General features: G+C 70.9%; 14 protein-coding genes. 7 read left to right on the top strand and 7 right to left on the bottom strand.

The features are described from left to right. Positions 1 to 8: 8 nt before the first annotated feature. On the top strand, positions 9 to 932 hold the full coding sequence (sepH, locus tag KALB_RS03005) for a septation protein SepH (protein ID WP_025354246.1): 924 nt from the start codon (positions 9 to 11) through the stop codon (positions 930 to 932). Positions 933 to 1,070: 138 nt separating this feature from the next. Here sepH and KALB_RS03000 read toward each other — a convergent pair whose 3' ends face one another. Beyond that, positions 1,071 to 1,298 (bottom strand): hypothetical protein, encoded by a 228-nt coding sequence (locus KALB_RS03000; RefSeq protein WP_025354245.1) that lies wholly within the window; start codon positions 1,296 to 1,298, stop codon positions 1,071 to 1,073. Positions 1,299 to 1,384: 86 nt separating this feature from the next. On the opposite strand from KALB_RS03000, the gene KALB_RS02995 reads away from it, so the two are divergent. After that, on the top strand, positions 1,385 to 3,163 hold the full coding sequence (locus tag KALB_RS02995) for an ABC transporter ATP-binding protein (protein ID WP_236650160.1): 1,779 nt from the start codon (positions 1,385 to 1,387) through the stop codon (positions 3,161 to 3,163). Then, positions 3,160 to 4,989, top strand: coding sequence for an ABC transporter ATP-binding protein (locus KALB_RS02990; protein WP_025354243.1), 1,830 nt, complete (start codon positions 3,160 to 3,162; stop codon positions 4,987 to 4,989). The genes KALB_RS02995 and KALB_RS02990 overlap by 4 nt, the downstream gene beginning before the upstream one ends. Here KALB_RS02990 and KALB_RS02985 read toward each other — a convergent pair whose 3' ends face one another. Then, a complete protein-coding gene (locus tag KALB_RS02985) occupies positions 4,990 to 5,613 on the bottom strand; it encodes a DUF2537 domain-containing protein (protein WP_025354242.1) in 624 nt (207 codons plus the stop codon). A gap of 17 nt (positions 5,614 to 5,630) precedes the next feature. Next, positions 5,631 to 6,434: a TrmH family RNA methyltransferase gene (locus tag KALB_RS02980; RefSeq protein ID WP_025354241.1), complete on the bottom strand. Its 804-nt coding sequence runs from the start codon at positions 6,432 to 6,434 to the stop codon at positions 5,631 to 5,633. A gap of 211 nt (positions 6,435 to 6,645) precedes the next feature. On the opposite strand from KALB_RS02980, the gene KALB_RS02975 reads away from it, so the two are divergent. Together KALB_RS02975 and KALB_RS02970 are read left to right on the top strand one after the other, a co-directional pair. Then, positions 6,646 to 8,142 (top strand): glutamate-cysteine ligase family protein, encoded by a 1,497-nt coding sequence (locus tag KALB_RS02975; protein ID WP_025354240.1) that lies wholly within the window; start codon positions 6,646 to 6,648, stop codon positions 8,140 to 8,142. A gap of 232 nt (positions 8,143 to 8,374) precedes the next feature. Next, the gene (locus KALB_RS02970; RefSeq protein ID WP_025354239.1) at positions 8,375 to 9,001 is read left to right on the top strand and encodes a superoxide dismutase; all 627 of its coding nucleotides are present in this window, start codon (positions 8,375 to 8,377) and stop codon (positions 8,999 to 9,001) included. Between the two features lie 90 nt (positions 9,002 to 9,091). Here the strand turns inward: KALB_RS02970 and KALB_RS02965 are convergent, their stop codons facing one another. Beyond that, positions 9,092 to 9,538 (bottom strand): MarR family winged helix-turn-helix transcriptional regulator, encoded by a 447-nt coding sequence (locus tag KALB_RS02965; RefSeq protein ID WP_025354238.1) that lies wholly within the window; start codon positions 9,536 to 9,538, stop codon positions 9,092 to 9,094. A gap of 84 nt (positions 9,539 to 9,622) precedes the next feature. Here KALB_RS02965 and KALB_RS02960 point away from each other — a divergent pair, with 84 nt between their 5' ends. Then, a complete protein-coding gene (locus tag KALB_RS02960) occupies positions 9,623 to 10,552 on the top strand; it encodes an alpha/beta hydrolase (RefSeq protein ID WP_025354237.1) in 930 nt (309 codons plus the stop codon). A 288-nt stretch (positions 10,553 to 10,840) separates the two neighbouring features. Here KALB_RS02960 and KALB_RS02955 read toward each other — a convergent pair whose 3' ends face one another. From KALB_RS02955 to KALB_RS02945, 3 genes are all read right to left on the bottom strand, one after another. After that, positions 10,841 to 12,079 (bottom strand): MFS transporter, encoded by a 1,239-nt coding sequence (locus KALB_RS02955; RefSeq protein ID WP_025354236.1) that lies wholly within the window; start codon positions 12,077 to 12,079, stop codon positions 10,841 to 10,843. A gap of 120 nt (positions 12,080 to 12,199) precedes the next feature. Beyond that, entirely contained in the window at positions 12,200 to 12,634 is a 435-nt protein-coding gene (locus KALB_RS02950) for a MarR family winged helix-turn-helix transcriptional regulator (RefSeq protein WP_025354235.1), read from the bottom strand. A gap of 35 nt (positions 12,635 to 12,669) precedes the next feature. Next, positions 12,670 to 14,118 carry an NCS2 family permease gene (locus KALB_RS02945; protein ID WP_025354234.1) on the bottom strand — a complete coding sequence of 483 codons (1,449 nt, stop codon included), beginning with the start codon at positions 14,116 to 14,118 and terminating at the stop codon, positions 12,670 to 12,672. Between the two features lie 20 nt (positions 14,119 to 14,138). Between KALB_RS02945 and KALB_RS02940 the strand changes: the two genes are divergently transcribed. Next, on the top strand, positions 14,139 to 14,426 hold the full coding sequence (locus KALB_RS02940) for a DUF2530 domain-containing protein (RefSeq protein ID WP_025354233.1): 288 nt from the start codon (positions 14,139 to 14,141) through the stop codon (positions 14,424 to 14,426). The last annotated feature ends 373 nt before the right edge of the window (positions 14,427 to 14,799 follow it).

Raw genomic sequence — 14,799 nt, 5'->3', positions numbered from 1 at the left:
AGGCCGTGATGCGAGCGCTGCGGGTCGTCGGGCTCGACGACGACGGCACATCCGTCATCTGCGAAGACCCCGTGCGCGGTGAGCGCTACACGATCCCCTGCGACGAGCGCCTGCGCGCCGCCGCGCGCGGTGACGCCGCGCGGCTGGGCCAGATCGCCGCGGAGACGGAGACGCAGATGCGCCCACGCGAGATCCAGGCCCGCATCCGGGCCGGTGAGTCGGTGGAGCAGGTCGCGACCGCGGCCGGGCTGCCGGTGCACCGGGTCGAGCGCTTCGCCTACCCCGTGCTGCTGGAGCGGTCCCGCACCGCCGAGCTGGCCCAGCGCGCCCACCCGATCCGTGAGGACGGGCCGGACGTGCAGACCCTCGGCGAGATCATCGCGCACTCCTTCGGGCTGCGCGGGCAGGACTACTCCTGCGGTGAGTGGGACTCCTGGCGCGGCGAGGACGGCAAGTGGATCATCCAGCTGCACTGGCAGGCTGGCCGCTCGGACAACCGCGCGCACTGGGCGTTCCACCCCGGGGCGCACGGTGGCACCGTGACCGCGATCGACGACCACGCCATCGACCTGCTCGACCCCTCGCCGAGCCGCCCGCTGCGCACCGTGCGGCCGGTGACCGAGCTGGCCAGGCAGGCCCTGGAGCTGGAGCACACCGACCTGGGGCAGCACCCCGCGGACCACGCGGTGCCCGCGGCTGAGCCGCAGGTCGCCGAGCCGAGCCCGGAGCCGCCCGCCGCGAAGCAGGAGCAGCCGCCCGCCCCGGAGATCACCGATCCCGAGCCCGAGCAGCCGCCCGCACCCGCGGCGCAGGCCCCCCAGCCGGAGCAGCACAGCCGCAAGGCCGAGGCCCCGCCCAGGCGTGGCAAGAAGAACCACCCGATCGTGCCCTCCTGGGAGGACGTGCTGCTCGGGGTGCGTTCGCAGCGCTGATCCGGCCGGGTTGTCCACAGGCGGCGAGTTGTCCACATGTGGATCTTCAGCAAGATCAGGTAGGGGTTGCGGGCGGTAGACTGGGATCGGGGTCGCCCCCCCAGGGAGTGGCGGGGGACGTGCTGAGGTAGGTGCCGCCTACAGCTGCTCGAACGCGGCCCAGTCGATGCCCTCGCGCTCACACCAGTCCTCGGCCTCTTCGCGGGTCAGCGGCTTGGCGGTGACGGTGCGGTCCACGCCGAGGTGGGTCCACCCGTCGGGCGCCAACACGTAGAGCTGCCGTTCCCGGCGGGCGAGCAACCGGCCCTCCGGGAACGCCATCGTGGGCTCGGTGCGCAGGTAGCGGACCGGCTCCTGGCTGGTCATGGCGCGGATTATGCCACCGGGAAATTCGGATGTCGTTGTCAGAGGTCCTCCGTATGGTCGAGATGACCGTGAGGGGGGACTGCGCCATGGATGCCGTCGGGGACCACCCGGTGCGCCACTCGACACCGACCACGCTGCTGCGGCTGTGGCCGTACGTGAAACCCGTGCGCTGGTGGCTGGTGGGCTCGGCGGTGGCCGCGCTGCTCGCGATGCTGGCGGGGCTGGCCATCCCGCTGGTGATCCAGCGGATCATCGACGGGCCGGTGGCCAGGGGCGAGCTGGCGAGCCTGCCCTGGCTGGTGGCGGGCATGCTGCTGCTCGGCGGGGTCGAGGCCGGGCTGATGTACGTGCGGCGCAGGCTGAACCTGGTGCCGAGCACCCGCATCGAGGCCCGCATGCGAATGGACCTCTACCGCCACCTGCAACGGCTCCAGGTGGGCTTCCACGACGGCTGGCAGTCCGGTCAGCTGCTGTCCCGCGCGGTCAACGACATGAGCACCGTGCGCCGCTGGATCGCCTTCGCGGGCATCTTCCTGGTGGTCAACAGCCTGATCCTGGTGACCGGGGTGGGCTTGCTGACGGTGCTCTCCCCGGTGCTGGGCCTGATCGTGCTGTGCTGCGGCGCCCCGCTGATCCTGCTGTCCTACCTGTTCGAGACGAAGTACAAGGTGGCCGCGCGCCAAGCCCAGGACCAGGACGGGGACCTGGCCAGCACCATCGAGGAGTCGGTGCTGGGCATCCGCGTGCTCAAGGCGTTCGGCCGGGGCAGGCACATGGCGAAGCTGTTCGACGAGCAGGCCCGCCTGCTGCGCGGCACCGAACTGCGGAAGGTGCGCATCATGGCCGCGCTGTGGGCGGTGTTGATCGCGCTGCCCGAGCTGGCCATCGCCGGTCAGCTGCTGGCCGGTGCGCTGGGCATCGCGAACGGCACGATGACCGTGGGCACGCTGGTCGCGGCGCTGACCGTGAGCACCTTCCTGCGCTGGCCCTTCGACTCCATCGGCTGGCTGCTCGCCGAGACCAACCTCGCCGCCTCCGCCTGCGAGCGGTACTGGGAGGTCCGCGACACCCAGGTGACGGTCACCGACCCGGAACACCCGGTGCCGCTGGCCCAGCCGGTGCGCGGGCTGCTGCGCTTCGAGGGCGTGCGCTTCGGTTACGGCCAGGGCCGCGACCTGCTGCGCGGCGTGGACCTGGTGGTGCGTCCCGGTGAGACGGTCGCGCTGGTGGGCGCCACCGGTTCGGGCAAGACGGCGCTGACCGCGCTGGTGCCCCGGCTCGCGGACGTGACCGGTGGCCGGATCACCGTGGACGGGGTGGACGTGCGCGACCTGGCACTGTCCGACCTGCGCGGGGTGGTGGCGACGGCCTTCGAGGAGCCCGTGCTGTTCTCGGCCAGCGTGCGGGAGAACGTGGCGCTGGGTGTGCCGGAGGCCAGCGAGGAGCAGGTGCGCGAGGCGCTGCGGGTGGCGCAGGCCGAGGAGTTCGTGCAAGCGCTTCCCTGGGGCCTGGACACCAGGGTCGGCGAGCAGGGCCTGTCGCTGTCCGGCGGGCAGCGGCAGCGGCTGGCGCTGGCCCGTGCCGTGGCGGGCCGACCGGCGGTGCTCGTGCTGGACGACCCGTTGTCCGCGCTGGACGTGCACACCGAGGGCGAGGTGGAGCGCGCGCTGCGGGAGGTGCTGCGCGAGGTGACGGCGCTGGTGGTGGCGCACCGGCCGAGCACCGTGCAGCTGGCGGACCGGGTGGCGTTGCTCGCCGACGGCCGGATCACCGCGATCGGCACGCACAGCGAGTTGTTGGCGGACAACGCCGAATACCGCCGACTTCTGTCCACTATGGACGATCAGGAGGTGTCGGTCCCGTGACGGCGGTACAGGAGTCCTGGCGGGGGGTTGCCGCCGAGGAGGTCGAGGACCTCGACCAGGTCACCGGGGCCAGGCTGCGGACCCGCTCACGCGCGCTGCTCGGCTCGCTGATGCGCCCGCACCGCTGGGCGGCGGCGCTGGCGCTCGTGCTGGTGCTGCTGGAGAACGCGGCCCAGTTGGCGGGTCCGCTGCTGATCGCGGCGGCCATCGACCGGGGCGTGCCCGAGGTGCTCGCGGGCGGCGGCAGCACGCTGACCTGGTGCGTGGCCGGCTACGCCCTGTGCGGGCTGGTCAGTTCCGCGGCCAAGTACGGCTTCCTGCGGGTGTCCGGGCGGATCGGCCAGGACCTGCTGCTCGACGTCCGGCAGCGGGTGTTCCGGCACGTGCAGCGGCTTTCCCTGTCCTTCCACGAGTCCTACACCTCGGGCAAGGTCATCGCCCGGCTCACCAACGACGTGCACTCCATCGACGAGTTGCTGGAGATGGGGCTGGACGGGCTGTTCAGCTCGATACTGACGGTGATCGGCGTGGCGGCGACCATGCTGGTGCTGGACGTGCAGCTGGCCAGCGTGGTGCTGGTCGCGATCGTGCCGTTGGTGCTGCTCACCAAGTGGTTCCGCACCCGCTCGCACCAGGCGTACCGCCGTTCGACCGGGGCGGTGGCCCGGGTGATCGTGCAGATCGTGGAGACGCTCAACGGGATCCGCGCGGTGCAGGCGTTCCGCCGCGAGCCCCGCAACGAGTCGATCATGAACGGGGTCAACGAGGAGTACCGCGCGGCCAACACGAACGCACTGCTGGTGCTCGCGCGCTACATCGCGCTGGTCCGGTTGCTGGGCAACGTGGCGATGGCCGTCGCGCTGGCCTGGGGCGCGATCCGCGTGGCGCAGGGCGATCTCGCACTGGGTGTGCTGGCGGCCTTCGCCCTGTACCTGCGGCGCTTCTTCGACCCGCTGGACGAGTTCGCGCAGCTGACGAACGCCTACGCGGCGGCGATCGCGGCACTGGAGAAGCTCTCCGGGGTGCTGGAGGAGGCGCCTTCGGTGCCCGAACCGGCGAGCCCGGTGCCGCTGCCGACCGGTGGCACGCGGGGGGAACTGCGGTTCGAGGCCGTGGAGTTCCGCTACCGGCCGGACACCCCGGTGGTGCTGCCCCGGTTCGACCTGGTGCTGCCCGCCGGTCAGACGGTGGCGCTGGTCGGCGCGACCGGTGCGGGCAAGTCCACGCTGGCCAAGCTGGTCGCGCGTTTCTACGACCCCTCGGCGGGCGCGGTGCGGCTGGACGGGGTGGACCTGCGCGAGGTGGCCGACGCGGACCTGCGTTCGGCGGTGACCATGGTGACGCAGGAGAACTTCCTGTTCGCCGGGTCGGTCGCGGACAACATCGCGCTGGGCCGCCCGGAGGCGACCCGTGCGGAGATCGAGGCGGCGGCCGCGGAGGTGGGCGCGCACGAGTTCATCAGCGCCCTGCCCGAGGGGTACGACACCGACGTGCGCAAGCGCGGCGGGCGGCTGTCGGCCGGGCAGCGCCAACTGGTGGCCTTCGCCCGCGCGGTGCTGGCCGACCCGTCCGTGCTGGTGCTCGACGAGGCCACCTCCAGCCTGGACGTGCCCACCGAGCGGGTGTTGCAGTCGGCCCTGGAGACGGTACTGGCCGAACGCACCTCGGTGATCATCGCGCACCGGCTGTCCACGGTGCTGATCGCCGACCGGGTGCTGGTGGTCGACGGCGGGCGGATCGTGGAGGACGGTTCGCCGGAGGACCTGGTCGGGGGCACGGGCCGGTTCGCCGACCTGCACCGCGCCTGGCTGGCCTCGCTGGCCTGATCAGCTGTGCGGGCCGAGCAGGCTCAGCAGCAGCAGGACCCAGGCGATGGGCAGGCCGCAGGCCACGCCGAGCGCGACCCAGCGCCAGGTGGGCACGGCGCGGGCCAGCCACACCGACGGGGACAGGCCGCCGACCACGACCAGGTTGGCGACCACCGCCAGCCAGGGGCTGGCCTGCGCCAGGGAGGACGACAGCGCGGTCACGGCGACCACCACGACGGCCGCCGTGACCGCGGTGACGGTCAACCCGGTGCCCCACGGCGTGGGCTCGGCGGGCTCGGCCTGCTGCTCGGGCAGTTCCTCGACCGGGTCGGGCAGGGGGCTCGGTGCGGGTGCCACCTCGAGCACCTCGCCGGAGACCGGGTCGGTGTAGCTGACCGGCATGCCCAGTTCGGTGGCCAGCCTGCCCGCCAGCTGGCGCCCGCGCCGGGTCACCAGGTCGCCCGCGACCCCGCCGACCGGCTGGTTGTCCTCGGGCACCAGGGCCAGCGCCACCTGGGCCCACTCGTGCAGCGCGTCGCCGAGGTCGGCGGGCAGGGCCAGTGACCTGGGGTCCACCTCGCGCTCGGCGGTGCCGTCGTGCCCGACCAGGACCGCTCGACCGGCCCGCGCATGCAGCTGCACTCGTCGCTCCTCGATGGTCACGGGTTGCCCAGCGCGTGAAACGCTACCGCCGCCGCCGTGGCCACGTTGAGGGAATCCACGCCTGCGGCCATCGGGATGCGCACGGTCAGGTCGGCGGCCTCGATGGCCGCCTCGGTCAGCCCCGGCCCCTCCGAGCCAAGCACGACGGCCACCTTGCCGCCGCCGAGGCCGGTCGCGGCCAGCGGGCGGGCCTGCCGCCTGGGGGTCATCGCGGCAACGGTGAACCCGTGTCGGCGCAACAGGTCCAACCCGTCCGGCCACGGGCTGAGCTCGGTGAACGGCACCCGCAGCACGTGGCCCATGGAGACCCGGACGCTGCGCCGGTACAGCGGGTCCGAGCAGCCCGCACCCAGCAGCACCCCGTCCACCCCCAGCGCGGCGGCGTTGCGGAACAGGGCGCCCAGGTTCTCGTGGTCGCCGACCCCCTCCAGCACCGCGAGCAGCCGCGACCCGGCGATGAGCTGCTCGGCGGTGGGGCGCGGGGCCCGGTCGGCGGCGGCCAGCACACCCCGGTTGAGGTGGAAGCCGACGACCTCGGCCATGACCTCGGCGGAGGTGGCGTAGGCGGGCACGTCGACCCCGGCGAGCTCGGGCTCCAGTTCGGCGATCCGGCGCGGCACGCCGAGCAGGGCCCGCGGCGGGTAGGGCGAGGCGAGCAGCCGCTGCACGACGATCACGCCCTCGGCGATCACCAGGCCGCGACCACCCGGCCGGTCAGGCCGCCGGTCGGCGGTTGACAGGTCCCGGAAGTCCTCGAGCCGGGCGTCGGAGGGGTCGTCGATCTCGATCACCTGCGCCACGGGGGGAAGTCTGCCATTTCTCGACCAGCGGAAGTTTGGGCCCGGCCGGCCCCGGGCATCCCACTCACCCCGACCAGCTCGTTCTTACAACCCGTTATGCCAATGTGACAGAGAGCACCGATTTGGCCGCTAGCGACCGGATAACCCGTGTGTCACGGTGGGCTCTCGCTTCAGGCGCCTGCTGACCGGGCAGACCGAAGTGGGAGGCGGCATGGGCAAGGACGTGTCCGACCGATCTTTCAGCCGGGAGGACCGCCAGCGTTACCGCGAGAAGGTCCAGAGATGTCTGGACGCATTGGCCAGAATGCTCGCGGATGATGTTTTCTCGTTCTCGCAGCAGCAAATGGGTCTTGAGATAGAACTCAACCTCGTCGACGAGGCGCTGCGCCCGGCGATGGCGAACTCGGTGGTGCTGGAGAAGATCGACGACCCCTCGTTCACCACCGAGCTGAGCCAGCACAACCTGGAGATCAACGTCCCGCCGCGGCCGTTGGCGGGCAACGAGGCGCTGGACCTGGAACGCGAGCTGCGGCAGACCCTGGACAACGCCGACACCAAGGCGAAGGACGCCGGTGCGGCGCTGGTGCTGATCGGGGTGCTGCCCACGCTGCGGCGTGAGCACTTCGACCCGCGCTGGCTGACCGCCAATCGGCGGTATTCGCTGCTCAACAACGAGATCTTCGCCGCACGCGGCGAGGAGATGGTGCTGAGCATGGAGGGTCAACCGATCTCCAGCGGTGAACCCGAGCGGCTGCGCAGCTACGCCGAGTCGATCCTGCCGGAGGCGGCCTGTACCTCCGTGCAGTTGCACCTGCAGGTGCGTCCCGACGACTTCGCGGCGCACTGGAACGCCGCGCAGTGCCTGGCCGGGGTGCAGGTGGCCCTGGCGGCCAATTCGCCGTTCCTACTGGGCAAGGCGCTCTGGCACGAGACCAGGATCCCGTTGTTCCAACAGGCCACCGACACCCGGCCGGAGGAGCTGAAGAACCAGGGCGTGCGGCCCAGGGTGTGGTTCGGTGAACGCTGGATCACCTCCATCTTCGACCTGTTCGAGGAGAACGCCCGCTACTTCCAGGGACTTCTCCCCGTACTGGACGAAGAGGACCCACTGGAGGTGCTGTCGCAGGGGCAGGCGCCGAAGCTGAACGAACTGCGCCTGCACAACGGGACGATCTGGCGCTGGAACCGCCCGGTCTACGACCTGGTCGACGGGGTGCCGCACCTGCGCGTGGAGAACAGGGTGCTGCCCGCGGGGCCGACCGTGGTGGACATCCTGGCCAACGCGGCGTTCTTCTACGGCGCGCAGCGGGCACTGTGCTCACAGGAACGTCCACTGTGGACACAGATGTCGTTCCAGGCGGCCGAGGAGAACCTGTACGCGGGTGCACGGCACGGCCTGGGCAGCCAGCTGTACTGGCCGGGCATCGGCTGGATCCCGCCGGACGAACTGGTGCTGCGCAGGCTGTTGCCGATGGCGCACGAGGGGCTGCGCGACCTCGGCGTGTCCGATGCCGCGCGCGAGCGCTACCTCGGTGTGATCGAGCACCGCTGCGTGGCGCGCAGAACCGGCTCCACCTGGCAGCGCGAGACGGTGGCGCTGCTGGAGCAGCGCGGCAACAGCAGGCACTCCGCCCTGGTCGGCATGCTGCGCCGCTACGTGGAGCTGATGCACGCCGGAGACCCGGTGCACACCTGGCCCATCGGCTGAGCACACGAGCAACCCGTTGCCGGGTCCCGGCGCCTACCCAGGTGCCACCCGGTCGTCAGTGACGTTCCAATCGCCCGGTCGGGAGGCCAGCGGCGGGTCCCGCCCCTCCACTTGGGACCCGCCGCTGTCCTATTCCCCGGCCGCGCGTGAACCCCCCGACATCGCGCCCCCGACTAGTTGCGACTAGTTTGCAACTAAGAGAGAGTTGCATCAGTGCGATGAGGAGGGGGTCATGGCCCCGTACGTGCTTCCCGATCTCGACTACGACTACGGCGCTCTGGAGCCGGCGATCATCGGCGAGATCAACGAGCTGCACCACAGCAAGCACCACGCCGCCTACGTCAAGGGCGCCAACGACACCCTGGAGCAGATCGACGAGGCCCGGGACAAGGGCTCCTTCGGCTCCATCGTCGGCCTGGAGACCACGCTGGCGTTCCACCTGGCAGGCCACGCCCTGCACCAGGTGTGGTGGAAGAACCTCAGCCCCAACGGCGGCGACAAGCCGGTGGGCGAGCTGGCCAGCGCCGTGGACGAGTTCTTCGGCTCCTTCGACGGCCTGCGCGCACAGCTCAACGCCGCGGCCAGCACCATCCAGGGCTCCGGCTGGGGCATCCTGGCCTGGGAGCCGGTGGGCAAGCGGCTGATCACCCAGCAGCTGAAGGACCACCACTCCAACCTGTCGATCGCCACCACCCCGCTGCTGGCCTTCGACATCTGGGAGCACGCGTACTACCTGCAGTACCGCAACCTCAAGGCGGACTACATCAACGCCCTGTGGAACGTCGTCAACTGGGAGGACGTGGCCGCGCGCTTCGAGGCCGCGCGCGCCGGTCAGAACGGTCTGCAGCTGGGCGCCTGACGCCCTCCTGAGCCCGGCGGTGGATGCTCCGACAAGCGAAGCTGCCGAGAAGTCGGGGCCCTTCCCACGGGGAGGGCCCCGACGCCTGTCTCAACCCAGGTACGCCGTGACCGAGCTCGTCAGCTTGCGCAGTGCGGCACGCAGTGCGTCGAACTCCTCGGGCGGCAGGCCCATGGCCTCGCCGATCACCGGGGGCACGTCCCTGGCCTTCTCGCGCAGCGCGAGGCCCTGCTCGGTCAGCGCGATGCGCACCGAGCGCTCGTCCTCGGGCCGCCGCTCACGGCGGATCAGCCCGGTGGCCTCCAACCTCTTGAGCAGCGGCGAGAGCGTGCCGTAGTCCAGGTGCAGCGCGGCGCCCAGGTCCTTGACCGGGCAGTCCCCGTTCTCCCAGAGCACCAGCAGCACCAGGTACTGCGGATAGGTCAGCCCCAGCTCGTCCAGCAGCGGCCGGTACAGACCGGTCACCGCCCGGCTCGCCGCGTACAGCGCGAAGCAGAGCTGGTCGTCCAGCAGCAACGAGTCCCGCCTGTCGTCCATGACACAACCCTAACGCGCCAGCTTTAGTTGTGCACGATGTAATCGTGCACTATGTTTCCGGCCAGGCCAACCGAGGAGGAAGTCATGAGCGTCGTTCTGGAGCAGGCGGCCCAGGAGTTCGTCGAAGCCACCGCGAACCCGCCCTATCTGTTCGACCTGGGCCCCGAACAGGGCCGCAAGGCCGTGGACGAGGTGCAGGCCGGGGACGTGGACAAGCCCGCCGTGGACGTCGAGGACCTGGTGGCCGACGGCGTACCGGTGCGCATCGTGCGCCCCCAGGGCACGACCGGGCCGCTGCCGGTGATCGTCTACCTGCACGGCGCGGGCTGGGTGTTCGGCAACGCCCACACGCACGACCGGCTCATCCGCGAACTGGCGGTGCGCACCGGGGCCGCCGTGGTCTTCCCGGAGTACAGCCTCTCCCCCGAGGCGCAGTACCCCGTGGCCATCGAGCAGAACTACAGCGTCGCCGCATGGGTGCAGCGCTCCGGCTCGGAGCACGGGCTGGACAGCGAGCGGATCGCGATCGCGGGCGACTCGGTCGGCGGCAACATGACCGCCGCGGTGACCCTGCTCGCCAAGCAGCGCGGCGGGGTGCGGTTCCGCCAGCAGGTGCTGTTCTACCCGGTCACCGACGCGGCCTTCGACACCGACTCGTACCACCAGTTCGCGACCGGCTACTTCCTGCGCCGCGACGCCATGCAGTGGTTCTGGGACCAGTACACGACCGACGAGTCCGCCCGCGCGGAGATCACCGCCTCGCCGCTGCGCGCGAGCACCGAGCAGCTCACCGGGCTGCCGCCCGCGCTGGTGATCACCGCGGAGGCCGACGTGCTGCGCGACGAGGGCGAGGCGTACGCCGCCAAGCTGCGCACGGCCGGGGTCGAGGTCACCGCGACCCGCTACCTGGGCGCGATCCACGACTTCGTGATGCTCAACGCGCTGCGCGGGACCCACGCCGCGGAGGCCGCGATCAGCCAGGCCGCCGAGGTGCTGCGCCGGGCGCTGGCCTGAACGAGCGATGAGGCCCCGGGTCGGTTGACCCGGGGCCTCATCTGTTCCCGAACTGACTGCCGCTCCCACCACGAAGCGGACAAGAATTAGGTTAGCCTAACTTCACTAGGCGGTCAACAGTCCGGCGTGCACCGCCGCCGCCAGTCAGACCAGAGCACTGCGGCGAACGGCGCGAACAGAGCGCTCGACCAGGCGAGACGTACTTGCCCTCAGCTCCGGACAGCCGCCCGCGACTCACCCAGGCGGGTGAGGTCAGGGGTCAGGCGGGCTGGCGAGTCCGGGACGGCCTCAGCCCCGAGCGCGCAGCCAACGCGGCCTCGGCACCGTCACACCACCGCGGCGCACGAGCAGCAGCGCGCAGCCCACGGTCGCGACCAGCGACACCAGACCGCCCGCGATGAACGGCGCACGACCGCCGAACTGCTCGGCCAGCCAGCCCGTCATCGGTCCACCGATCGGGTTGCCGCCGAGGAAGACCAGCATGTACAGCCCCATCACGCGACCGCGCATCTGCGGGGAGACCGCGAGCTGCACGGTGCTGTTGGCGGTGGTGGTGAAGGTCATCAGCGCGGCGCCGATCGGGATCAGCATGAGCCCGAAGCTGAGGTAGGTCGGCATCAGGCCGAGCAGGATCTCCAGCACGCCGAACACCAGCGCGCCGCCGAACAGCAGCCGCAGCCGCGGCCGTCCTCGTGTGCTGCGGCGGGCCGCCAGCGTCGCGCCGGTGAGCGTGCCAACGGCGAGCATCGTGGACAGCAGGCCGTAGCCGTCGGCGCCCTGGCCGAACACGTTGGCGGCGGCCACCGCGAGCGTGGTGAAGAAGGTCATGCCGAACGTGCTGACCAGGAACACCAGCACCATGAGCATGACCAGATCGGGCCGTCCGCGCACGTAGCGCAGGCCTTCGAGCAGCTGCCCGCGTTCGCGGGGAGCGGGGGTCGCGCGGTGCAGCTTGGCCGCGTCCATCAGCGCGAGCCCGGCCAGCACGGCGGCGAAGCTGGCGAAGTTGACCAGGAAGACCCAGCCGGTGCCGATCAGGGTGATCATGATCCCGGCGATGGCCGGTCCGACGATCCGGGCCATGTTGAAGGTCATCGAGTTGAGCGCGACGGCGTTGGTGACCTGCGCCTTGCCCACCATCTCGACCACGAAGGACTGCCGAACGGGGGTCTCCACCGCGGAGAAGCAGCCGAGCACGAAGCAGAAGAGGTAGACCTGCCACAGCTGCGCGAGCCCGGTGACGTCGAGCAGCCCGAGCGCCAGCGCGCACAGCCCCATGGACGCCTGCAACAGCATGAGCAGCCTGCGCTTGTCCATCCGGTCGGCGAGCACGCCCGCCCACAGGGACAGCCCGAGCGTGGGTAAGAACTGCAGGGCCGCGGCGATGCCCAGCGCGACGGGGCTGCGGCCGGACAGTTCCAGCACGAGCCAGTCCTGGGCCACGCGCTGCATCCAGGTGCCGATCAGCGAGACGATCTGCCCGCTGGCGAACAGCCGGTAGTTGCGCTCACGCAGGGAACCGAACATGCCGGTGCTGCGCGGAGGTGGCGCCGGGTTTGCCGAAGATCCGCTTGCGGGATCGGGAATCGGTGCAGGAGGGGTGGAAACCTGCTCTTCGCCGGTGCTCTCCGCGTATGCCGACACCCGTTACTGACCCGCCATCCTGTCGATGATCTCCGCCGCGCGGGAGAGCAGCTCCCGCTCCTGTTCTGTGAGCCGGGCGAGGGTCAGGTCCAGCCACGCCTCCCTGGCCGAGACCTCGGCCCTGAGGTAGGCGCTTCCCTGCTCGGTCAGCTCGACGATCGCCTGCCTGCCGTCGGTGGGGTGCGGCCGCCGTGAGACGAGCCCGCTCTCCTCCAGTGTGGCGATGACCCGGGTCATCGACGGTGGCTGAACACCCTCCTTGGCGGCCAGCTCCCCCGGCGTCAACGGCCCGCACTTGCCCAGACAGGACATCGCCGACACCTGTGTCAGCGACACCGTGGAACTCGTGCGCTGAGCCCGCATCCTGCGGTTGAGCCGCACGACCGCCAGCCGCAACCGGCTGGCGAGCGAGGGCTCGGTCGGGTCGGGCTCACCCATGTAGTTAGCATACCTCACTAACTCTGTGTCCCGGCTCACCCGTTCAGCGCAGCCTGGATCGGTCCGACGGTGAAGTACGCCACGAAGGCCGCCGCCACCACCCACATCAGCGGGTGGATCCGGCGCGCCTTGCCGGTGGCCAGGTGCACCAGCACGTAGCTGATGAAGCCCGCGCCGATGCCGTTGGCGATGGAGTAGGTGAACGGCATGACCACGATGGTCAGGAACGCGGGCAGCGCGATGGTGAAGTCGCTGAAGTCGATGTCGCGGACCTGGCTCATCATCATGGCGCCGACCACCACCAGCGCCGGGGCCGCCGCCTCCACCGGCACCACCTGGTACAGCGGGGTCAGGAACATCGCGGCCAGGAACAGCAGGCCGGTGACCACGTTGGACAGGCCGGTGCGGGCGCCCTCGGCGATGCCCGAGGCCGACTCCACGAACACGGTGTTGGAGCTGGCCGAACCGAGGCCGCCCGCGGCACCGGCCAGGCCCTCCACGAACAGCGCCCTGCCCACGTTGGGCAACTGCCCGTCCTTGCCGACCAGCCCGGCTTCCTTGCCCAGCCCGGTCATCGTGCCCATGGCGTCGAAGAAGTCGGCCAGCACCAAGGTGAACACGAGCAGCACCACGGTGATGATCGGCAATCGGGTCCACGCCCCGAAGGACACCTGCCCGACCAGCGACAGGTCGGGCAGGCCCAGGATCTGTTGTGGCAGCGCGGGATAACCCAGGTCCCAGCCCTTCGGGTTGACGCCCTGTGAGGGGCCCGCGTGCACCAGGGCCTCGACCACGATGGCCAGCACCGTCGAGCCGAGCACCCCGATCAGGATCGCGCCGCGCACCTTCCTGGCCACCAGCACACCGGTGAGCACCAGGCCGACCACGAACACCGCGGTGGGCCAGGAGGCGATGGACCCGTTGATGCCAAGGCCGACCGGGACCGTGGTGTGCGCGGCGTCGGGCAGCCTGCGCACGAAGCCCGCGTCCACCAGTCCGATGAAGCAGATGAACAGGCCGATGCCGGTGGCGATGGCGGACTTCAGCGCGGGCGGCACGGCGTTGAACACCGCCGTGCGGAATCCCGTGAACACCAGCAGGACGATCACCAGGCCCTCGATGACGACCAGGCCCATCGCCTCCGGCCAGGTCATCTGCGGGGCGATGGTGACCGAGACCAGGCTGTTGATGCCCAGCCCGGTGGCGATGGCGAACGGGTAGTTCGCCAGCAGGCCCATCAGGATGGTCATCACCCCGGCGACCAGCGCCGTGACCGCGGCGACCTGCGGCACCGGCAGGATGCCGCCCAGTGCGTCGCGGTGCGCCCCCGCGTCGGCCGCCGAGAAACTGCCGATGATCAACGGGTTGAGCACCACGATGTAGGCCATCGTCACGAAGGTGACCAGCCCGCCGCGCACCTCGCGGCCCACCGTCGAGCCCCGCTCACTGATCCTGAAGAACCGGTCCAGCCCGTTCACGCCCATGGCGGGGTAGCCTGCCCGACGTGGCCGAGAAGTCCAAAGAGGAACACCGTAACGAGCCGGTTAACCCCCGGACCCCGCCGCCGCTGCCCAAGTCGCTGACCGACCCGGTGCCGGTGGTGGTGGCCGGTACCGCGCTGTTCCTGGTGGCCTTCCTCGTGCTGTTGGTCACCGGCGCACCCCAGCTGTGGACCTACTCCTGCCTGGCCGGTGTCGTGCTGGGCTTCTCCGGTTACGCCGTGTTCCGCTGGCAACGCGCGGCGGCCCGGCGCGGCGCCCGCGGCGCCCAGGAGGGCGACGGCCTGATCTGAGCCCACCGACCCGTGAGTCCCGGCCAGGGGCGCACGAGTCCCGGCCAGAGGCACGCGAGTCCCGCCCTGGAGCCCACGAGTCCCGCCCACCGGAGCCCGAGTCCCACCTCGGGGCACGCGAATCCCGCTTCCAGGAGCATGAGTCCCGCGCTGGGGCACGCGAGTCCCGCCCAGCCGACGCCGAGTCCCGCCCACCGGAGCGCGAGTCCCGCCCCAGCTTCGCCCACCCCGCGCCCCGCGTCTTCGCGCCGGTCCCGCGTCTTCGCGCCGGTCCCGCGTCTTCGCGCCGGTCTCTGGACCGCAGGCCAAAGATGATCACATCTGTCCAGTGATCATCTTCGGACAAGGGAAGAGACCGGACCCAAGCGAAGAC

The sequence above is a fragment of the Kutzneria viridogrisea DSM 43870 genome (assembly GCF_000525635.1).
Lineage (GTDB): Bacteria > Actinomycetota > Actinomycetes > Mycobacteriales > Pseudonocardiaceae > Kutzneria > Kutzneria viridogrisea.
The sequence above is the reverse complement of the archived record's forward strand: the minus strand, read 5'-3'. Positions and strand labels throughout refer to the sequence as shown.